The sequence below is a fragment of the Streptomyces sp. NPDC002403 genome, assembly GCF_053593015.1.
Map to the genome: position 1 here is coordinate 64,430 of NZ_JBSFBQ010000035.1, position 19,646 is coordinate 84,075.

17 protein-coding genes and 1 pseudogene are annotated in these 19,646 nt (G+C 68.4%); 10 read left to right on the forward strand and 8 right to left on the reverse strand.

Annotated features, from left to right (window positions below):
* Positions 1 to 26: 26 nt before the first annotated feature.
* Complete coding sequence (locus ACWCPY_RS30165) at positions 27 to 1,190, forward strand: winged helix DNA-binding domain-containing protein (RefSeq protein WP_451270208.1); 1,164 nt, start codon at positions 27 to 29, stop codon at positions 1,188 to 1,190.
* Positions 1,191 to 1,237: 47 nt separating this feature from the next.
* On the opposite strand, the gene ACWCPY_RS30170 is transcribed toward ACWCPY_RS30165, so the two are convergent.
* Complete coding sequence (locus tag ACWCPY_RS30170) at positions 1,238 to 2,620, reverse strand: serine hydrolase domain-containing protein (protein WP_451270210.1); 1,383 nt, start codon at positions 2,618 to 2,620, stop codon at positions 1,238 to 1,240.
* Between the two features lie 195 nt (positions 2,621 to 2,815).
* Here ACWCPY_RS30170 and ACWCPY_RS30175 point away from each other — a divergent pair.
* Positions 2,816 to 3,034 (forward strand): annotated as a pseudogene (locus tag ACWCPY_RS30175) (dienelactone hydrolase family protein); the annotation flags it as partial.
* Between the two features lie 75 nt (positions 3,035 to 3,109).
* Here ACWCPY_RS30175 and dnaB read toward each other — a convergent pair.
* On the reverse strand, positions 3,110 to 4,588 hold the full coding sequence (gene dnaB, locus ACWCPY_RS30180; protein ID WP_451270212.1) for a replicative DNA helicase: 1,479 nt from the start codon (positions 4,586 to 4,588) through the stop codon (positions 3,110 to 3,112).
* A gap of 459 nt (positions 4,589 to 5,047) precedes the next feature.
* Here dnaB and ACWCPY_RS30185 point away from each other — a divergent pair, with 459 nt between their 5' ends.
* Positions 5,048 to 6,385 carry an MATE family efflux transporter gene (locus tag ACWCPY_RS30185; protein WP_451270214.1) on the forward strand — a complete coding sequence of 446 codons (1,338 nt, stop codon included), beginning with the start codon at positions 5,048 to 5,050 and terminating at the stop codon, positions 6,383 to 6,385.
* Between the two features lie 163 nt (positions 6,386 to 6,548).
* Here ACWCPY_RS30185 and rplI read toward each other — a convergent pair whose 3' ends face one another.
* From rplI to rpsF, 4 genes are all read right to left on the reverse strand, one after another.
* Positions 6,549 to 6,995 carry a 50S ribosomal protein L9 gene (gene rplI, locus ACWCPY_RS30190; RefSeq protein ID WP_072487612.1) on the reverse strand — a complete coding sequence of 149 codons (447 nt, stop codon included), beginning with the start codon at positions 6,993 to 6,995 and terminating at the stop codon, positions 6,549 to 6,551.
* 18 nt (positions 6,996 to 7,013) lie between these two features.
* Positions 7,014 to 7,250 (reverse strand): 30S ribosomal protein S18, encoded by a 237-nt coding sequence (gene rpsR, locus ACWCPY_RS30195; protein ID WP_003967857.1) that lies wholly within the window; start codon positions 7,248 to 7,250, stop codon positions 7,014 to 7,016.
* Positions 7,251 to 7,293: 43 nt separating this feature from the next.
* Entirely contained in the window at positions 7,294 to 7,896 is a 603-nt protein-coding gene (locus tag ACWCPY_RS30200) for a single-stranded DNA-binding protein (protein WP_329820054.1), read from the reverse strand.
* A gap of 74 nt (positions 7,897 to 7,970) precedes the next feature.
* On the reverse strand, positions 7,971 to 8,261 hold the full coding sequence (gene rpsF, locus ACWCPY_RS30205) for a 30S ribosomal protein S6 (protein WP_072487610.1): 291 nt from the start codon (positions 8,259 to 8,261) through the stop codon (positions 7,971 to 7,973).
* Positions 8,262 to 8,539: 278 nt separating this feature from the next.
* Between rpsF and ACWCPY_RS30210 the strand changes: the two genes are divergently transcribed.
* From ACWCPY_RS30210 to ACWCPY_RS30220, 3 genes are all read left to right on the forward strand, one after another.
* Positions 8,540 to 8,854 (forward strand): hypothetical protein, encoded by a 315-nt coding sequence (locus ACWCPY_RS30210; RefSeq protein ID WP_362441376.1) that lies wholly within the window; start codon positions 8,540 to 8,542, stop codon positions 8,852 to 8,854.
* Between the two features lie 263 nt (positions 8,855 to 9,117).
* Positions 9,118 to 10,236 carry a lipid II:glycine glycyltransferase FemX gene (locus ACWCPY_RS30215; RefSeq protein ID WP_451270218.1) on the forward strand — a complete coding sequence of 373 codons (1,119 nt, stop codon included), beginning with the start codon at positions 9,118 to 9,120 and terminating at the stop codon, positions 10,234 to 10,236.
* 117 nt (positions 10,237 to 10,353) lie between these two features.
* A complete protein-coding gene (locus ACWCPY_RS30220; protein WP_093895066.1) occupies positions 10,354 to 11,385 on the forward strand; it encodes an alanine racemase in 1,032 nt (343 codons plus the stop codon).
* A 102-nt stretch (positions 11,386 to 11,487) separates the two neighbouring features.
* Here the strand turns inward: ACWCPY_RS30220 and ACWCPY_RS30225 are convergent, their stop codons facing one another.
* Together ACWCPY_RS30225 and ACWCPY_RS30230 are read right to left on the reverse strand one after the other, a co-directional pair.
* Positions 11,488 to 12,987 (reverse strand): glycosyltransferase family 87 protein, encoded by a 1,500-nt coding sequence (locus tag ACWCPY_RS30225; RefSeq protein ID WP_451270220.1) that lies wholly within the window; start codon positions 12,985 to 12,987, stop codon positions 11,488 to 11,490.
* A gap of 103 nt (positions 12,988 to 13,090) precedes the next feature.
* Positions 13,091 to 15,457, reverse strand: a complete 2,367-nt coding sequence (locus tag ACWCPY_RS30230; protein WP_451270222.1) for a transglycosylase domain-containing protein — start codon at positions 15,455 to 15,457, stop codon at positions 13,091 to 13,093.
* An 87-nt stretch (positions 15,458 to 15,544) separates the two neighbouring features.
* Between ACWCPY_RS30230 and ACWCPY_RS30235 the strand changes: the two genes are divergently transcribed.
* The 4 genes from ACWCPY_RS30235 to ACWCPY_RS30250 all read left to right on the forward strand — a co-directional run bounded on the left by ACWCPY_RS30235 (position 15,545) and on the right by ACWCPY_RS30250 (position 19,461).
* Positions 15,545 to 15,682, forward strand: coding sequence for a hypothetical protein (locus ACWCPY_RS30235; RefSeq protein ID WP_451270224.1), 138 nt, complete (start codon positions 15,545 to 15,547; stop codon positions 15,680 to 15,682).
* Positions 15,683 to 16,218: 536 nt separating this feature from the next.
* Positions 16,219 to 16,926, forward strand: coding sequence for a PadR family transcriptional regulator (locus tag ACWCPY_RS30240; RefSeq protein ID WP_406252702.1), 708 nt, complete (start codon positions 16,219 to 16,221; stop codon positions 16,924 to 16,926).
* 59 nt (positions 16,927 to 16,985) lie between these two features.
* A complete protein-coding gene (locus ACWCPY_RS30245) occupies positions 16,986 to 18,068 on the forward strand; it encodes an inositol-3-phosphate synthase (protein WP_451270226.1) in 1,083 nt (360 codons plus the stop codon).
* Between the two features lie 124 nt (positions 18,069 to 18,192).
* A complete protein-coding gene (locus ACWCPY_RS30250) occupies positions 18,193 to 19,461 on the forward strand; it encodes an MFS transporter (protein ID WP_451270228.1) in 1,269 nt (422 codons plus the stop codon).
* Positions 19,462 to 19,646 lie beyond the last annotated feature (185 nt).

Genomic DNA, 19,646 nt, shown 5'->3' on the forward strand with positions numbered 1-19,646 from the left:
CTCCGGAGCCCGGGAGGGGGTCGTCCATGCACCGCATCAGTGACGAGCAACGCAGGATCAGGCTCGGCCGGCGCCATCTCCTGGCCCCGTCCCTAAGGGCCCCTTCCCCGGTCTCCGTTGCCGACGCGGTCGTGGCGCTGCACGCGACCGATGCCGCCACCGTCTTCCTCTCCACCTGTGCCCGCCTGTCCGAGGTGGGCATCGCCCCGGTGGAACAGGCCCTCTACGGGGACGTCTCGCTGGTCAGGCAGCTCTCCATGCGGAACACTCTCTTCGTCGTGTCGCGGGAACTCGCCCCCTGCGTCGATGCTTCGAACGCCCGGGCCGTTGCCGCCAAGGAGCGCCGGACCTTCCTCAAGCACCTCGCGGACGACGGGAACGGCCTGGACGAGCGCTGGCTCGCCGACACCGAACAGCAGACCCTGGACGCTCTCGCCGACCGCGGCACCGCCACCGGCACCGAACTCTCCGCCGCCGTGGCCGCCCTGCGTACGAAGATCACCGTCTTCCCCGGCAAGAAGGCCGAGGGCGTACAGGGCGTCGCCTCCCGTGTCATCCGGATCCTGGCGGCCGAAGGCCGCATCCGCCGGGACCGGCCACGCGGTTCCTGGACCTCCAGCCAGTTCCGCTGGACGTCCTCCGAGCCCTGGCCGGCCGGGGACCCCGCACAGGCACGGGCCGAACTGGCCCGGCGATGGCTCCGCGCCTACGGCCCGGCGACCGAGGCCGATCTCAAGTGGTGGACGGGCTGGGGGCTGGGGCCGGCCCGCAAGGCTCTGGCAGCCGTCGGGGCCGAGGAGGTCCGGCTGGACGACGGAGCCGTGGGGTGGGTACTGCCAAAGGACATGGAGCCGGAACCGGCCCCGGAGCCCTGGGCCGCCCTGCTTCCGGCTCTCGACCCCAGCGCCATGGGATGGTCCGATCGCGGATTCCATCTGTCGGCCGGGCACCGGGACGTTCTCTTCGACCGGTCCGGCAACATCGGTCCGACCGTGTGGTGGAACGGGCGGATCGTGGGCGGCTGGGCCCAGCGGGCCGACGGCGAGCCGGTCTGGCGGCTGCTGTCCGATGTCGGCCGGGAGGCCTCCGCCGCGATCGAAGCGGAAGCGTCCCGGTTCTCGCAGTGGGTGGGTCAGACACGGGTCACACCGCGCTTCCGCACCCCGCTGGAACGGGAGTTGACGGCCTGAACCGGCCCGCCCACTCCCGTTCTCCCGTTTCACGTGAAACGGGACGATCAGGCTCCCAGGCCCCGCCATCCGCCCTCGTCCACACCGCCGGGAACGGCGGCGGCCGGGTCGTACGGCTCCCGCGTGAAGACGAACGAACCCAGATCGAGATGGTTCACACTGCCGTCGCTGTTCCGGATCACGCGCAGCGTCTCCCCCGCGTAGTAGCCGTCGAGACCGATCCAGGTGCCATCGGGCTGTGCGGTGAACCGGGCGCCGCGGCCGGGGCCCTGCAGGGGCGCCAGCTCCAGCCCGCCGCCCGGGGCCATCCGCAGGACATTCGGGCGCGTGCCCCAGTACCAGGGGCCGGTCAGTGCGAGAAGCCCGGCATCCACCTCCGGCAGCGGGCGCCAGGGCTCGGGGATGCGGGGCTCGGACTCGGCCACGATGTTCACGAGGTCGGCGGCAAGCCCACCGATCAGCAGACCCGATGTCGTGTTGGTGAGCGCGACGGCCACCACGTCGTCCTCGACGCCGATCCACAGGGCGGCCAGGAATCCGGGCAGCGATCCCGTATGTCCGACGAGTGTGCGGCCGCCGATGCGCACCACCTGAAGGCCCAGACCGTAGGCGAAGTGCCAGTCTCCGTGCTCTGCGGGCGCGGACGGCTCACGCATCTGCTCCACGGAGTCGGCGCAGAGCACCCGGTCGTCCCCCTCGGCCAGGAGGGTCGCGAAGCGCAGGAGATCGTCGGTGGTGGACCAGAGCTGGCCGGCCGGGGCCATCAGCCCGAGATCCTCGGCCGGCTCGGGCAGCATGACATCGGCCCAGGGATGCACGGCCCAGCCGCCCGCGTGCGGTGCCTGCGGGTGGAGGCCGGTGCGGTTCATGCCGAGCGGTTCGAGGATCTCGTGTCGCAGCACCTCCGCCCAGCTCGCCCCGCGCACCTTCTCGACCAGGGCGCCCAGCAGCGTGTAGCCGGGGTTCGAGTAGTGGTGCCGTTGCCCTGGACTGTGCATCCGCGTCTGCTCGCCGAGCACATCGGCCAGCTCGGGCCGTAGCGTGCCCGGGGTCCGCTCCCACCAGGGCCCGGGCGCCTCGGCACCGAGTCCCGCGCTGTGTCCCAGCAGTTGGTGGATCGTCACATCACCGACATCGGTGCCGGGCAGATGCTTCTCCAGCGGATCGTCCAGGTCGAGCAGGCCCTCGTCACGCAGGCGCAGGACCAGCACCGCGGTGAAGGTCTTGGTGAGGGATCCGATCCTGAACTGTGTGTCGTTGTCGGGAGCGTGGCCGTCCACGCAACTGCGGGATCCGCTCCAGACGGTCCGCCCCTGCCGCTGTACCGCGGCGACGAGCGAGGGCGCGCGGCCTTCCGACTGCGCGGTGGCGATGCGGTGCAGCAGAGCACGCTGCGTCCCCGGAAGCAACTGTTCGGATGAGTAGGTCATGCTCACACAACTACCCGCAGAACCAGACGGTGGCGACTCCATTTCACCGCCCACGGGCCCACGCCCACCCTCTGTTCAGCCGACGGTGGAGACCGGCCCGGCCGGGATCGGCCGTCGCTACGGTCCGGTCTCATGACGACGATCACCACACGCACGGTCGCATACCCGGCCGACGGCCTGACGATGACCGGGCACCTCGCGCCCGCTGAGCGACGGGACGCCTTCGCCGCCGAGATGCAGGCCGCGGGCATCGACTGGCGCCTGGTGGTCTACGGCGGAGCCCAGCACGCGTTTCACCACCCGCCGGTCGACCAGACCGTGCTCCCCGGCGTCGCCCACCATCCGCAGCACGCGCGGCGGCCCTGGCGCGACGTCGTGGGTCTGCTCGCCGAGTACCTGCCCGTGACGGAGTGAGCCGGAGCGTCAGGACTGCCGTCGCCATGACGTGGCAGCGGAGAAAGTGACACGGAGCCCGAAAACCTGCAGCCGTCAGGTCTGCGCCATGTCGACGAAGCGCGAGTAGTGGCCCTGGAAGGCCACCGTGATCGTTGCCGTCGGGCCGTTACGGTGCTTGGCCACGATCAGGTCGGCCTCGCCGGCGCGGGGGGACTCCTTCTCGTACGCGTCCTCGCGGTGCAGCAGGATCACCATGTCGGCGTCCTGCTCGATGGATCCCGATTCACGCAGGTCGGAGACCATCGGCTTCTTGTCCGTGCGCTGCTCGGGGCCACGGTTCAGCTGGGAGAGCGCGATGACCGGAAGCTGTAGCTCCTTCGCCAGCAGCTTGAGGTTTCGGGACATGTCCGAGACTTCCTGCTGGCGGCTCTCGGCCCGCTTCGAGCCGCCGGACTGCATCAGCTGGAGGTAGTCGATGACCACGAGCTTGAGGTCGTTGCGCTGCTTGAGACGGCGGCACTTCGCCCGGATCTCCATCATGGAGAGGTTCGGGGAGTCGTCGATGTAGAGCGGGGCGGCCGAGACATCCGGCATCCGGCGGGCCAGCCGCGTCCAGTCCTCGTCGGTCATGGTGCCGGAGCGCATGTGGTGCAGCGCCACCCGCGCCTCGGCGGAGAGCAGACGCATCGCGATCTCGTTGCGCCCCATTTCGAGGGAGAAGATCACGCTGGGCAGGTTGCTCTTGATCGAACAGGCCCGGGCGAAGTCGAGAGCCAGCGTGGACTTACCCATGGCGGGACGGGCCGCGATGACGACCATCTGGCCCGGGTGCAGGCCGTTCGTCAGGGCGTCGAGGTCGGTGAAGCCGGTCGGCACCCCGGTCATTTCGCCGCTGCGCGAACCGATCGCCTCGATCTCGTCGAGCGCGCCCTCCATGATGTCGCCGAGCGGCAGGTAGTCCTCGCTGGTGCGCTGCTCGGTGACGGCGTAGATCTCGGCCTGCGCGGAGTTCACGATGTCGTCGACATCGCCGTCGGCCGCGTATCCCATCTGCGTGATCTTCGTGCCGGCTTCGACGAGCCGCCTCAGGACCGCCCGCTCGTGGACGATCTCCGCGTAGTACGAAGCGTTGGCCGCGGTCGGCACGGACTGGACGAGGGTGTGCAGATACGGCGCCCCGCCCACCTTGGTGATCTCGCCGCGCTTGACCAGCTCGGCCGCCACCGTGATCGGGTCGGCCGGCTCGCCCTTGGCGTAGAGGTCGAGGATCGCCTGGTAGACGGTCTCGTGCGCGGGACGGTAGAAGTCGTGGCCCTTGATGATCTCCACGACATCGGCGATGGCGTCCTTGGACAGGAGCATGCCGCCGAGTACCGACTGCTCGGCATCGAGGTCCTGGGGCGGCACCCGCTCGAAACCGGGAGAGCCGCCGTCCCATCCGCCGCTCTCCCTGCCGCGCTCGTGCTGCTCGCCGCGGTCCCGGCCTTCACCACGACGCTGCCGGGAGACGGGCAGACGGTCACTGGGACCGGCCTCGGCCCAGGGGTCGTCCAAAGGCTCGGGAATGCTCACCGGGCCACCTCCTCCCGTCCGCTCCGCGGACCTCGCCATGCCACTCTTTCTTACGGCACGGCACCGACAAACAAGACGCCCGACTCCGGTTCCGACACGTCGAGTTCCGCGTGGTTCCAGGGCGGGAACGGGGTGCGGGCGCCGGTCCACGGTAGGCCGCTCGGCACCGTCAGCCAATCTGGTTATCCACAGGGCATGTGGACGACCGACCAGATGTTGTGGAGAACTCCGCAGAACCTGTGCACGGAGCGGGGGACAGCACTGTGGACAAACTCATAGGGCCTGGACCATCACCGCGCTGACCTGGCCTTTCCCCATCCACGGCCTGTGGGGGAGAAAAACTTTCCACCTCAGTTCAAGATCACGACAAACGACACACAGGAGAACGCCGAACCTACGCAAATGTAAGGACTACTAAGCCATTGCATCCATTACCTGTGGAAGATTAGATTGACCCCCATGATCCAGGCCCCGGCACCACCGCCGCCCAGTCGCCGACGGCACGACCGCGAGATCATCTCGCTCGCCGTCCCTGCCTTCGGCGCACTCGTCGCCGAGCCGCTCTTCGTGATGGTCGACAGCGCCATCGTCGGCCATCTCGGCACCCCGCAGCTGGCCGGCCTGGCCGTCGCAGCCGCCCTGCTGACCACCGCCGTCAGCATCTTCGTCTTCCTCGCGTACGCCACCACCGCGGCGGTGGCCCGACGGGTCGGGGCGGGCGATCTGGCCTCGGCGATCCGGCAGGGCATGGACGGCATCTGGCTGGCGCTCCTGCTGGGCGTCGTCGTCATCGCCGTCGCTCTCCCCACGGCCCCCTGGCTGGTGGGCGTCTTCGGGGCCTCCGACACGGCGGCCCCCTACGCGACCACATATCTGAGGATCTCCAGCCTCGGCATCCCGGCCATGCTCGTGGTGATGGCCGCGACCGGTGTCCTCCGCGGCCTGCAGGACACCAGGACTCCGCTGTACGTCGCCGTCGGAGGCTTCGCGGCCAACGGAGCCCTCAACGCGGGACTGGTCTACGGTGCCGGTCTCGGTATCGCCGGATCGGCCTGGGGCACCGTGATCGCACAGGTCTCGATGGCCGCGGCCTATCTGATCGTGGTGGTACGGGGAGCGCGACGGCACGGCGCCTCACTGCGTCCCGATGCCGCGGGCATCAGGGCCAGCGCCCAGGCAGGCGTTCCCCTCCTGGTCCGTACCCTGTCGCTGCGCGCCGTCCTGCTGATCGCCACGGCCGTCGCCGCCCGCCTCGGCGACACCGAGATCGCCGCGCACCAGATCATCCTGTCGCTCTGGAGCCTGATGGCCTTCGCCCTCGACGCCATCGCCATCGCCGGCCAGGCGATCATCGGCCGCTACCTGGGAGCCGATGACGCCAGGGGCGCACGCGAGGCATGCCGTCGCATGGTGCAGTGGGGCATCGTTTCCGGGGTGGTGTTCGGGGCATTGATCGTCCTCGCCCGCCCGCTGTTCGTGCCCTTGTTCACCGGCGACCGGTCCGTGCAGGACGCCCTTGTCCCGGCGCTGCTGGTGGTCGCGCTGTCCCAGCCGATCGCCGGCGTGGTCTTCGTCCTGGACGGAGTGCTGATGGGTGCCGGTGACGGCCCGTACCTGGCCTGGGCCATGCTCGTCACGCTCGCGGTCTTCGCCCCGGTCGCACTGCTGGTGCCGGTGATCGGAGGTGGCCTGACGACGCTGTGGTGGGCGATGACCCTGATGATGGCCGTCCGCCTGGTGACGCTCTGGCTGCGCACCCGCTCCGGCAAGTGGATCGTCACCGGGGCCACGCGCTGAGCCACCGACCGTTGCCCGGTTTCACGTGAAACCGGGCAACGGGGGAGATTGCAGAAGGACAACAGGAAGGCCACGAAACCCGGCCGGGACCGCACGGCCGGAAACGACGAAGGGCCGCACCCCATGGGGTGCGGCCCTTCAGCTGCTCAGGTGAGCTGTGCCCTTAGGCAGCAACGACCTCGATGCCGAGGTTCGCAGCGACCTCGGGGTGCAGACGCACGGACACCTGGTGTCCGCCGAGCGTCTTGATCGGCGAGCCCAGCTCGACGCGACGCTTGTCGACGTCGGGGCCACCGGCGGCCTTGATCGCCGAGGCGATGTCGGCCGGAGTCACGGAGCCGAAGAGACGGCCGGCGTCGCCGGAGCGAACGGCCAGACGGACCTTCACGGCCTCGAGCTTGGTCTTGATCTCGTTGGCCTGCTCGATCGTGGCGATCTCGTGGATCTTGCGGGCGCGGCGGATCTGCGCCACGTCCTTCTCGCCACCCTTGGTCCAGCGGATGGCAAAGCCACGCGGAACCAGGTAGTTACGGGCGTACCCGTCCTTGACGTCGACGACGTCGCCCGCAGCACCGAGGCCGGAGACCTCGTGGGTGAGGATGATCTTCATGATTCGGTCACCCTTCCCTTATCGCGCGGTGGACGTGTAGGGCAGCAGCGCCATCTCACGGCTGTTCTTGACTGCCGTGGCGACGTCACGCTGGTGCTGCGTGCAGTTGCCGGTCACGCGGCGGGCACGGATCTTGCCGCGGTCGGAAATGAACTTCCGCAGCATGTTCGTGTCCTTGTAGTCCACGTACTGGGTCTTGTCCTTGCAGAACGCGCAGACCTTCTTCTTAGGCTTGCGCACAGGCGGCTTCGCCATGGTGTTTCTCCTGTGTGATCAAGAAGTGGGGGTACGAGCTGCCCTAGAAGGGAGGCTCGTCCGAGTAGCCGCCGCCGGAACCGCCGGAGCTTCCGCCCCAGCCGCCTCCGCCGCCCTGCTGGCCCCCGCCCTGCTGACCGCCGGACGGCGCACTCGTGGCCCACGGGTCGTCGGCGGGAGCGCCGCCACCACCCTGCTGGCCACCACCGGGACCGCCGCCCCAGTTGCCGCCGCCCTGCTGGCCGCCGCCGTATCCACCCTGGCCGCCCTGGCCACCGCGACCGGTGGTCTTGGTGACCTTGGCCGTGGCGTTCTTGAGGCTGGGGCCGACTTCCTCGACATCCAGCTCGTAGACCGTGCGCTTGACGCCCTCGCGGTCTTCGTACGACCGCTGCTTCAGCCGGCCCTGCACGACGACGCGCATGCCTCGCTGGAGCGACTCGGCGACGTTCTCCGCCGCCTGCCGCCAGACCGAGCAGGTGAGGAACAGGCCTTCGCCGTCCTTCCACTCATTGGTCTGCCGGTCGAAGATGCGGGGAGTGGACGCGACACGGAACTTCGCGACCGCCGCACCGGACGGGGTGAAGCGCAGCTCGGGGTCGTCGACGAGATTGCCGACGACCGTGATGACGGTCTCGCCTGCCATGGATGAACCTCTCGGCGGGGATTGCTTCTGGCTGCTTGCTGCTACTCGAACCCGATGACCACTGAGCTAGATGCTCAGTGGGACTCGGGACGGAGGACCTTGGTCCGGAGGACCGACTCGTTCAGGTTCATCTGGCGGTCGAGCTCCTTGACGACCGCAGGCTCGGCCTGCAGGTCGATGACCGAGTAGATGCCCTCGGGCTTCTTCTTGATCTCGTAAGCGAGACGACGACGGCCCCAGGTGTCGACCTTCTCGACCTTTCCGTTGCCCTCACGGACGACGGAGAGGAAGTTCTCGATCAGCGGGGAGACAGCGCGCTCCTCGAGATCGGGGTCGAGGATGACCATCACCTCGTAGTGACGCATGTGGAACCCACCTCCTTTGGACTCAGCGGCCACGGTCGTTCCGTGGCAGGAGGGTCGTGATGCGTGAGCATCGGTGTCTCCGAGTAGAACAGCCGCCACTGACAACACCCTCCATCGGAAGGGGGTCGACGTGCTGGCACGGGCAGACACCGGTGCAGACCGTACAGAGTACCCGCACACCCGCTTCCGGTTGAAATCCGGTGCTCAGGAGACGCAATCTGGACACATCGGGTGTGACCGGCGCCACCGCGCGCCCCATTTCGGCCAGGAGGTACTCCATGGCACAGGCAATACGACCCCGTCCCCCCGTCTCCCTTCTCGCCACGGACGGCAAGCCCCATCCCCGCCAGGAAGTCCTGGTGGCGGTGACGCTGATCCTCGGTGTGCTCGCCTTCGTGACGGCGATGTTCCACAACCTGCATCTGATCAGCTCGTGGGCCGGACTCATCGGGATCCTCACGGGTGCGTACGGGCAGTACATCTCGGTGACCACGCGTGAACGGTTCCCGCTGATCATCGGCATGGGCGCAGCCGCCATCGGCTTCTTCCTGGGCATGGCCCACGGCGGCCTCTTCGGCGGTGTGGTGGGCTGACACACGACGGACAGCGGATGATCCGCGTCCGGTGACAGGACGCACGGAACGGCGCGAGGACCCACACAGGGCCTCGCGCCGTTTCCCGTGCCGGGAACCTGCGCCATTGCCCCGTACAGGGCCCCGGAAACCCGGGGCGCGGCGGTGGCCGGGAGGCGAGGTCCCATAGGGCCAGACGGCGTGCCGGTCGGTCACAGTAGGCTTCGGCGCGAGAGCCGGAGCCCCTGGACCGATGGGGACACACCTGCCGAGGAGCGCCCCGCATGAGCCTGACCCTGAGGACCATCAGCCGAGAGCAGCATCTGGCATACATCCAGAGTCTGCCTGCGGCGAGTCACATGCAGGTCCCGGCATGGGCTGATGTGAAGGCGGAGTGGCGCTCCGAGAGCCTCGGCTGGTTCGACAAGAGCGGACAGCTCGTCGGCGCCGGCCTGGTGCTCTACCGGCAGCTGCCGAAGATCAAGCGCTATCTCGCCTATCTGCCCGAGGGCCCGGTCATCAACTGGTTCGCCCCGAACCTGGACGACTGGCTGCGGCCGATGCTGGCGCACCTCAAGCAGCAGGGCGCCTTCTCCGTGAAGATGGGCCCGCCGGTCATCATCCGTCGCTGGGACGCGCCCGCCATCAAGGCGGGCATCCAGGACCCGGAAGTGAAGCGTCTGCGCGACGTCGAGGCCACCCACATCGAGCCGCGCGCCTTCGAAGTGGCGGACCGGCTGCGGAAGATGGGATGGCAGCAGGGCGAGGACGGCGGCGCCGGTTTCGGTGACGTGCAGCCGCGCTACGTCTACCAGGTGCCGCTGGCGAATCGTTCGCTCGAAGACGTCCACAAGGGCTTCAACCAGCTGTGGCGACGCAACATCAAGAAGGCCGAGAAGGCCGGCGTCGAGGTCGTCCAGGGCAGCTACGCCGAGCTCGACGAGTGGCAGCGGCTGTACGAGATCACGGCGGAGCGCGACCACTTCCGGCCGCGTCCGCTGGGCTACTTCCAGCGCATGTGGACGGCCCTCAACACCGAGGACCCCAACCGGATGCGGCTGTACTTCGCCCGGCACGAGGGCGAGAACGTCGCGGCCGCGACCATGCTGATCGTCGGCGGGCACGTCTGGTACTCGTACGGCGCGTCCGCCAACCACAAGCGCGAGGTCCGGCCCTCGAACGCGATGCAGTGGCGGATGCTGCGCGACGCTTACGCCATGGGGGCCACCGTCTACGACCTGCGCGGCATCTCCGACTCGCTGGACGAGACCGACCACCTCTTCGGTCTGATCCAGTTCAAGGTCGGCACCGGCGGGCAGGCGGCCGAGTACCTCGGCGAGTGGGACTTCCCGCTCAACAAGCTGCTGCACAAGGCGCTCGACATCTACATGTCGCGCCGCTGATACGCCTCGTCCGATACGCGTCGTCCCGGTGACGAAACCGGCTTCATTGGTTTCAATGGGGACTTCGGCTCCACACACCTCCCACACAGCAGCCACCAGAAGGGTTCCGGACCGGCCATGGCGCTCTCCCTCTACGTCGACACCGCGCGCTGGCGGGCGCACCAGAAATCCGTCCTCGACCAGTTCCCCGGCCTCGTCCCGGTCTGCAAGGGCAACGGATACGGCTTCGGCCACGAGCGGCTGGCCGACGAGGCCATCCGCTTCGGCTCCGACATGCTCGCCGTCGGGACCACCTACGAGGCGGCCCGCATCAAGGACTGGTTCAGCGGCGACCTCCTGGTCCTCACCCCGTTCCGCCGGGGCGAGGAGCCGGTGCCGCTGCCCGACCGCGTCATCCGGTCCGTGTCCTCCGTGGACGGCGTGCACGCGCTGGTGGGTGCCCGGGTCGTCATCGAGTGCATGAGCTCGATGAAGCGTCATGGCGTCAAGGAGGAGGAGCTCGGACAGCTGCACGCGGCCATCGAGGACGTGCGTCTCGAAGGCTTCGCCCTGCACCTGCCGCTGGACCGCACGGACGGCTCGGACGCGGTCGAGGAGGTCATCGGCTGGATGGACCGGCTGCGCGCGGCCCGGCTGCCGCTGCACACCATGTTCGTCAGCCATCTGCGCGCCGAGGAGCTGGGCCGGCTCCAGCAGCAGTTCCCGCAGACCCGCTTCCGTGCCCGTATCGGGACCCGGCTGTGGCTCGGCGACCACGAGGCGACGGAGTACCGGGGCGCGGTCCTGGACGTCACGCGGGTGGTCAAGGGCGACCGCTTCGGCTACCGCCAGCAGAAGGCCGCCTCGGACGGCTGGCTGGTGGTCGTCGCCGGCGGTACGTCGCACGGCGTGGGCCTGGAGGCCCCGAAGGCCCTGCACGGTGTGATGCCTCGCGCCAAGGGGGTCGCCCGCGCCGGCCTGGCCACCGTCAACCGCAATCTGTCGCCGTTCGTCTGGGCGGGCAAGCAGCGCTGGTTCGCCGAGCCGCCGCACATGCAGGTGTCGATCCTGTTCGTCCCGTCGGATGCCCAGGAGCCGAAGGTCGGCGACGAGCTGGTGGCCCATCTGCGCCACACGACCACCCAGTTCGACCGCCTCGTCGACCGCTAGGGTCTTTCGTTCGGATCAGGCCAGGCCCCGCGAGCCCGGCATGATCCGAACGAAAGACCCCAGGACAGCTCCGGGTCCCTCCGTACGGGAGGAACCCGGCCCTCAGTCGGCGACCGGGCCGTGCCCGGCGCCCCACTCCACCCGCGGCCCTTCCACCGCGGCGTGGGCGTGGTGCGGCGGACGCGCCGCCCGCCCCAGCACGAACGCGTCCGGGGCCCCGTCGAGCACCCCGCCGGACGGATCGTCCGAACCGTCGCGCCGTACGACGTCCCGCTCCGGCATGAGGATGTCCCGTACGACCACGGCACAGAGGTACAGCGTGCCCAGCAGGTGCAGGGCGATCGCCAGCTGATACCCCTCGGTGGGCAGCCCCTGGTGCTTGTCCCCGCTGGTCGTGTACGCGAGGTACATCCAGATCCCCAGGAAGTACATGACCTCGCACGCCTGCCAGATCAGGAAGTCGCGCCAGCGCGGCCGGGCCAGGGCGGCCAAGGGGATCAGCCACAGCACGTACTGCGGCGAGTAGACCTTGTTGACGAGGATGAACGCCGCGACGACGAGAAAGGCCAGCTGGGCGAAGCGGGGCCGGCGCGGCGCCATCAGGGTGAGCGCGCCGATGGCCGCGCACAGCAGGACCGTCGTCAGGGTCGAGACGGTGTTGACGGTCGAGACCTCGATGCTCTCGCCGGTGCGCTGGGTGATGATCAGCCAGAAGGATCCGAAGTCGATGCCCCGTTCCTCGCTGAACGTGTAGAACTTCTTCCAGCCCTCGGGGGCGAGCGCCATCACCGGCAGATTCACCACCAGCCAGGACACCACCGCCCCGAGCGTCGCCCTGCCGAACTCCCGCCATGTGCCCGCCCGCCAGCACAGGACGAACACCGGCCCCAGCAGGAACACGGGATAGAGCTTGGCGGCCGTGGCGAGCCCGATGAGGACGCCGAACGCCAGCGCCCTTCCCCGGGACCACATGAGCATCGCGGCGGCCGTCAGCGCGACGGCCAGCAGGTCCCAGTTGATCGTGGCGGTGAGCGCGAAGGCCGGCGCGAGGGCGACCAGCAGCCCGTCCCAGGGGCGGCGCCGGTGCGTGCGGGCGACACAGACGGCGATGATCACGGCGCAGATCATCAGCATGCCCGCGTTGACCATCCAGTACATCTGCTCGCGGTGCTGGATGGAGCCGCCGGGCGTCAGCCAGGCGGCGACCTGCATGAACACGCCCGTCAGAACGGGGTACTCCAGGTACTGCATGTCGCCGGCCAGCCGGTCGAAGTAGGGCACGAGGCCGTCGGAGAACCCACGCGCGGCGAAGAGGTGCGGAATGTCCGAGTAACAGGCGTGCGTGTACTGCGAACCCGCGCCTCTGAACCAGGCCCAGTTGTAGCAGGGCAGCTTCTGCACCATGCCCAGCGCGAACATCCCGAGGGCCACCAGCGCGACGACGCCCACGGGGGTGAGCGCCGTGCTGCCGAGCCGGGTCCAGCGCCCCGACCGGCCGCCGATCAGCTCGCTGCCGGCCGCGGCGACCTCGTCCTGGTGCGTGGGCCGCACGACGGACCGTTCCTGGTGCTGGTGCACGCTCGTGTCTTCTGCGCTTGGCATGCCGCTCATCCTGCCGTACGGGGCTGTGGATACGACGAGGGCCGCCGCACCGTGTGGTGCGGCGGCCCTCATGACCGGGCCGGCCCGGCGGGCCGTGCGGGCGCTATCCGGCCGGTCCGCCGAAGATCGCGCCGTTGCCGTTCCCTCCGTTGCCGTTGCCGCCGTTCCCGTTCCCGCCGTTTCCGTTCCCGCCGGTCGGTGGATCGGGAGTCGTCGACGGATCGGGGCCACCACCGGTGTCTCCGCCGTTCGCACCGGTGCTGGTCCCGCCGTTGTTGTGCTGGCAGTTCCAGTCCCACGTATCGCAGGTCTCGGTGGGGGTGGCGGGCGGCGACGGGGTCGTGGGCATCGAGGGCGACTTGTCCACCGACGTGGTCGGAGACGGGTTCGTCGTCGCGCTGGGCGTCGGCGTGGGGCTCTGCGCACCGCCGCCGTAGACCTTGTCCCCGATCGGTCCGGGCTCCGGGAAGGTCAGTACCGGCTTACCCTTCAGCGCCCCCGCCATGTAGTCGTGCCAGATCTGGGCCGGGAACGACGCACCGTGGATCGTCTTCTCGCCACCCGTGCCGTACATCTTCTCGAACTTGCGGTTCTTGTTCGCCGCGTCGTCGTCGAGCCGGTACATGCTGATGGCCGTGGACAGCTGCGGCGTGTAGCCGACGAACCAGGCCGACTTGTTGTCGTCCGTCGTACCGGTCTTGCCGGCGACGTCCCGGCCGGGGAGCTGGGCGGGGGTACCGGTCCCCTTCTCGACGACGTTCTTCAGGACGTCGGTGACGTTGTCGGCGATCGCGGGATCGAAGGCGCGCTTGGGGGCGTCCTTGTGCCGGTAGATCACCTCGCCCTCGTGCTTCACCTCGGAGACCGAGTACGGCTCGCGCTGCATGCCGCTGTCGGCGAAGGTCGCGTACGCGCCGGCCATACGGATCGCACTGGGCGAGGACGTACCGATGGAGAACGACGGCACGTGCGAATCCGCCATCTGTTCGTCGTCCTTGAGCCCGGCGGCCATGGCGACGTCCTTCACCTTGTCGGTGCCGACATCCATGCCGAGCTGCACATACGGGGAGTTGGCGGACCACTGCATCGCCTCGCGAAGGGTGATGTTGCCCTTCGACTCACCGCCGTCGTTGGCCTGCAGCCACTCCTTGCCGTTCTCGTCGGTCCAGATCTCGCCGTTGTACTTCTTGATCTTCAGCTTGTTATCGGCGTTGTAGATGCTGAGCGGCGAGACCTTCGTGCGATCCGACAGACCCTGGTCCTCCGGGAGTTCAGGGTTCCGCTTGCCGTACTCCATCGCCGCAGCCAGCACGAACGGCTTGAAGGTCGAACCGACCTGTGCGCCGGTGGGGTCGGCGTTGTTGGTGAAGTGCTTGGTCGCGTCCTGACCGCCGTAGATCGCCACGATGGCCCCGGTCTTGGGATCCACCGAGCCGCCGCCGAACTGGACGTGGGTGTCCGTCGCGGGGCGCTCCTTCGGCTTGATCTTGCTGTCATAGACCTTCTTGACCGCGTCGTTGAGCTCGTTGACCTTCTTCTTGTTGAAGGTGGTGTGGATCTGGTAGCCGCCCTGGGCCAGCATCTCCGCCGTGACACCCTCGGTGTTGTTGGCGAGGAAGTACTTCTTGGCCAGGTCCACCAGGTATCCGGTCTGGCCGCCCAGCTGGGCGTTCTTCTTCGGCTCGAGGGGGGCCGGGAACTTGGTGTACTTGTCCCGCTCCGCCTTCGCGAGACGCCCGTCCTTCACCTCTTCGTCGAGGATCCACTTCCAGCGCTTCTCGGCCCGCTCGGCGTTCAGCTTCGCCGTCGCCTGCTTGGGATCGACCTCGGGGGCGCCCGCCGGGTCGTAGTAGGACGCGCCCTTGAGGAGTGTGGCCAGGAAGGCGCACTCGCTCGGATTCAGGTCCACGGCGTCCTTGCCGTAGTACGTACGGGCCGCCGCCTGGATCCCCGAAGCGCCCCGCCCGTAGTAGGAGACGTTGAGGTAGTCCGTGATGATCGCGTTCTTCTTCATCTTGTTGGTGACCTTGAGCGTGATGAAGAGTTCCTGGAACTTCCTGCTCAAGGTCTGTTCCTGGGAAAGACGCGAGTTCTTGACGTACTGCTGGGTGATCGTCGAACCACCCTGGGTCTCACCACCGGTGGCCATGTTGAACAGGGCCCGGGCGATGCCCATGGGGTCGATGCCCCGGTCGTGCTCGAAGGACTTGTTCTCGGCGGAGATCACGGCGTTCCGCATGGCGTCGGGAATCTGCGCGTAGGTGATGAGCTGGCGGTTCACCTCACCACCGGTGGCGACCATCTGCGAACCGTCGTCCCACAGGTAGACGTTGTTCTGCGCCTTCGCGGCTTCGTTCACATTGGGCAGGCCGACCATCGCGTACGCGATTCCGCCGATGCCCATCAGTACGCCGAGGAAGCCGATACAGAGGCCGGAGACCAGCTTCCACGACGGCACCCAGCGCCGCACGCCGTACTTCCCGGCGCGCGGGTAGTCGATGAAGCGTTTCTTGGCAGGGCGCTGGCCCGAGCGGCCACGTCCCCTGCCGGGGCCCTCGTGACCGCCGTCGCCACCGCCACCGCGACGGCGTCCACCGCCACCGCCGCCGCGGCCCGCGCCGCCGCGCTGGGCGGCTCGTCGGGCCGCCGCGCGTCCGCCGTACGGACTGTCCCCACCATTCGAATCAGAAGGTGATTCGGAAGTTACTCCACGTGACGGCGCGGCCCGGCGTCCTGAGGACTGCTGGGCGGCTCGTCTGGCCGCTGCACGCCCGCCACCTTGCGGTTGCGGCGTTTTGCGACGGTGCTCGCTCATCGAACGACTACTCCTCGGGCAGGCGAGAGCGCCTGGAAGCGGCAGTTGAGATCCGGTCCCCCCGAATTACGGACCAGCCCTGCGCCAGGCTCGTCCGCCATGCGTCCGGCTGGTCCGCGAAGACTGACGCGCGCGGGCGTCACGCGGTTCCCGGTGGTCTGCATGCCGCACAGACTACGCACGGTCAAAACCCTCCTAGGGCCGAACTTCACCTCAAACAACGCAAGTCGGTGCCTATGAATTCGCGATGTGACGCCGTTCACGATGGCTCCTCTTGTCGCATCGCGACGACCGATCTATCGTCGTGATGTATCGAGTCGATACATCAGCTCGGTACATCAGCCCGGCACAGGGCTCCGCAGGAGCCCTTGGACGTGCTCGGACCCACTCGGACGCACTCGGAGAAGGAGGCGAAGTTGAGCAGACGCTCCGGCATCCTCGAATTCGCCGTTCTCGGTCTGCTCCGCGAGTCCCCGATGCACGGCTACGAGCTGCGCAAGCGTCTCAACACCTCGTTGGGGATCTTCCGCGCCTTCAGCTACGGCACCCTCTACCCCTGCCTCAAGACGCTGGTCGCCAACGGCTGGTTGATCGAGGAGCCGGGGGCCGCCCCTGCCGACCTTCCGCCCACCACCGGCCGTGCCGTCGCCCCCGCCTCGTCGCTGGCCGGGCGCCGCGCCAAGATCGTCTACCGGCTGACGGCGGAAGGTAAGGAGCACTTCGAGGAGCTGCTCTCGCACACCGGCCCCGACTCCTGGGAGGACGAGCACTTCGCAGCCCGTTTCGCCTTCTTCGGGCAGACGGAGCACGAGGTGCGGATGCGAGTGCTGGAAGGCCGGCGCAGCCGGCTGGAGGAGCGGCTGGAGAAGATGCGGGCCTCTCTGGCCCGTACTCGCGAGCGCCTCGACGACTACACACTTGAGCTGCAGCGACACGGCATGGAGTCCGTGGAGCGCGAAGTGCGCTGGCTGAACGAGCTCATCGAGAGCGAGCGGTCGGGACGGGATCAGCGACGGTCCTCGCCCGGGGGCGAAGCTCAGCAGAACACAGCAGGAGAGACGGGCGGCCTGCCCCGGCGTCGGGGTGACACCCCGCCGGATCCGTCCGACGACACCGCAAAGTGAGGTCCCCGCAGATCCGCGGGGCCTTCGGGAACATCCAAAACACACAGGGAGCAACCGGAATGGGTTCGGTTCGCGTAGCCATCGTCGGCGTGGGCAACTGCGCCGCCTCGCTGGTCCAGGGCGTCGAGTACTACAAGGACGCCGATCCGGCCGGCAGGGTGCCCGGTCTGATGCATGTCCAGTTCGGCGACTACCACGTGCGGGACGTCGAGTTCGTCGCCGCCTTCGACGTCGACGCGAAGAAGGTCGGTCTCGACCTCGCGGACGCCATCGGTGCCAGCGAGAACAACACCATCAAGCTCTGCGACGTGCCGAACTCCGGCGTCACCGTCCAGCGCGGCCACACCCACGACGGTCTCGGCAAGTACTACCGCCAGACCATCGAGGAGTCGGCCGAGGCCCCGGTCGACATCGTCCAGATCCTCAAGGACCGCAAGGTCGACGTTCTCGTCTGCTACCTGCCCGTCGGCTCCGAGGTCGCTGCGAAGTTCTACGCGCAGTGCGCCATCGACGCCAAGGTCGCGTTCGTCAACGCTCTCCCGGTCTTCATCGCCGGCACCAAGGAGTGGGCGGACAAGTTCACCGAGGCCGGTGTCCCGATCGTCGGCGACGACATCAAGTCGCAGGTCGGCGCCACCATCACGCACCGTGTGATGGCGAAGCTCTTCGAGGACCGGGGTGTCATCCTGGACCGCACGATGCAGCTGAACGTCGGCGGCAACATGGACTTCAAGAACATGCTCGAACGTGAGCGCCTGGAGTCCAAGAAGATCTCCAAGACGCAGGCCGTCACCTCCCAGATCCGGGACCGTGAGCTCGGCGAGAACAACGTCCACATCGGCCCGTCGGACTACGTCGCGTGGCTGGACGACCGCAAGTGGGCGTACGTGCGCCTCGAAGGCCGCGCCTTCGGTGACGTTCCGCTGAACCTGGAGTACAAGCTCGAGGTCTGGGACTCCCCGAACTCCGCCGGTGTCATCATCGACGCCGTGCGCGCCGCGAAGATCGCCAAGGACCGTGGCATCGGTGGCCCGATCCTCTCCGCGTCCTCGTACTTCATGAAGTCCCCGCCGGTCCAGTACTTCGACGACGAGGCCCGCGAGAACGTCGAGAAGTTCATCCGCGGCGAGGTCGCCAACTGACGCAGCCGGACACGGCACGTCCATGCGGCCGGGTGCCGAGCGGCAACGCTTCGCCCCTTCCGTACCGTTGAGGGTCCCCGGGCAATCTGTCCGGGGACCCTCAACGTATGTGACTCTTGATCGCATGGCCGTCGTGGGTGATCTGCGCGTTCTTCTGCGCCTTCGGAACTTCCGTCGTCTGCTGGCCGTACGACTCCTCTCCCAGTCGGCCGACGGTGTCTTCCAGGTGGCGCTGGCGGCTCACGTCGTCTTCTCGCCGGAGAAGCAGGCTTCGGCAGGGGCCATCGCGTCCGCGATGGCGGTGCTGCTGCTGCCCTACTCGCTCATCGGACCCTTCGCAGGCGTCCTGCTGGACCGCTGGCCGCGCCGCCAGGTCTTTCTGTACGGGAACCTGCTGCGCGCCGCGCTCGCCTGCTGCACGGCGCTCCTCGTCCTCGGCTCCGTACCCGACTGGCTCTTCTACGCCTCGGCGCTGTGCGTCACCGCGGTCAACCGCTTCGTCCTGGCCGGTCTCTCGGCCGCGCTGCCACGTGTCGTCGACAGCGACCGGCTGGTCCTGGCCAACTCGCTCTCACCGACTGCCGGAACGCTCGCGGCCACGGCGGGTGGCGGCCTCGCCTTCGTCGTACGGCTGCTGCTCGCGAACTCCGACGCCGCGGTGGTACTGCTGAGCGCGACGCTCTATCTCGCTTCGGCGCTGGCCTCCCTGGCCCTTGCGACCGGACTCCTGGGGCCGGATCGGGACGGAGACCGGATCGAGCTGAGAAGGGCCCTGGCCACCACGGCACGGGGGCTGGCCGAAGGCTTGCGCCATCTGGCCGAGCGCAAGCAGGCAACCCGGGTGCTGGCCGCCATGACCGTGATGCGTTTCTGCTACGGAGCGCTGACCGTGATGGTGCTGATGCTGTGCCGGTACGCCTGGACCGACAGCGAGTCCGAAGGCCTGGCCCTCCTCGGGCTGGCCGTGGCGGTCTCGGGCGCGGGGTTCTTCGCCGCGGCCGTACTGACACCGTGGGCGGTGGGCCTGCTCGGCCGGTTCCGCTGGATGGCGGTGTGCGCGGCGGGCGCCGCTGTCCTCGAACCCGCGCTGGGGCTGTGGTTCGCCCTCGTACCGATGCTGGTCGCGGCGTTCGTCCTCGGTCTGGTCACCCAGGGGGCGAAGATCGCGACCGACACGGTGGTGCAGACCGCGGTGGAGGACTCCTTCCGTGGCCGTGTCTTCTCCCTCTACGACGTGCTGTTCAACGTCGCTTTCGTGGGAGCCGCCGCGGTCACCGCCCTGATACTCCCTCCTGACGGGCGATCGGTCACGGTGGTGATCGGGGTGGCGGTTCTCTACGCGGTCGTCGCCGTGCTGCTGTTCCGGTGGAAGCACACCGGAGAGGCTCGTTAGCGTCCCGGGCACGGCAGAGCGGAGGGCACTGTTTCACGTGAAACAGTGCCCTCCGCCGGAGCCGGCAAGAGGGGTGGGGTCATGTTTCACGTGAACAGGACGACTGGGGCGCCGCCCTCGACCCGGCCGGTGTCGTCGCCCAGGCCCGGCGCTTCGCCCGCGAGCACGGCTTCTCCTCCTTCAAG

Excerpts from the sequence above, each read along its gene's own strand:
- ACWCPY_RS30165 (WP_451270208.1), top strand. The coding sequence starts at position 27 with ATGCACCGCATCAGTGACGAGCAACGCAGGATCAGGCTCGGCCGGCGC.
- ACWCPY_RS30170 (WP_451270210.1), bottom strand. The coding sequence starts at position 2,620 with ATGACCTACTCATCCGAACAGTTGCTTCCGGGGACGCAGCGTGCTCTG.
- ACWCPY_RS30185 (WP_451270214.1), top strand. The coding sequence starts at position 5,048 with ATGATCCAGGCCCCGGCACCACCGCCGCCCAGTCGCCGACGGCACGAC.
- rplI (WP_072487612.1), bottom strand. The coding sequence starts at position 6,995 with ATGAAGATCATCCTCACCCACGAGGTCTCCGGCCTCGGTGCTGCGGGC.
- rpsR (WP_003967857.1), bottom strand. The coding sequence starts at position 7,250 with ATGGCGAAGCCGCCTGTGCGCAAGCCTAAGAAGAAGGTCTGCGCGTTC.
- ACWCPY_RS30200 (WP_329820054.1), bottom strand. The coding sequence starts at position 7,896 with ATGGCAGGCGAGACCGTCATCACGGTCGTCGGCAATCTCGTCGACGAC.
- rpsF (WP_072487610.1), bottom strand. The coding sequence starts at position 8,261 with ATGCGTCACTACGAGGTGATGGTCATCCTCGACCCCGATCTCGAGGAG.
- ACWCPY_RS30210 (WP_362441376.1), top strand. The coding sequence starts at position 8,540 with ATGGCACAGGCAATACGACCCCGTCCCCCCGTCTCCCTTCTCGCCACG.
- ACWCPY_RS30215 (WP_451270218.1), top strand. The coding sequence starts at position 9,118 with ATGAGCCTGACCCTGAGGACCATCAGCCGAGAGCAGCATCTGGCATAC.
- ACWCPY_RS30220 (WP_093895066.1), top strand. The coding sequence starts at position 10,354 with ATGGCGCTCTCCCTCTACGTCGACACCGCGCGCTGGCGGGCGCACCAG.
- ACWCPY_RS30225 (WP_451270220.1), bottom strand. The coding sequence starts at position 12,987 with ATGCCAAGCGCAGAAGACACGAGCGTGCACCAGCACCAGGAACGGTCC.
- ACWCPY_RS30245 (WP_451270226.1), top strand. The coding sequence starts at position 16,986 with ATGGGTTCGGTTCGCGTAGCCATCGTCGGCGTGGGCAACTGCGCCGCC.
- ACWCPY_RS30250 (WP_451270228.1), top strand. The coding sequence starts at position 18,193 with ATGGCCGTCGTGGGTGATCTGCGCGTTCTTCTGCGCCTTCGGAACTTC.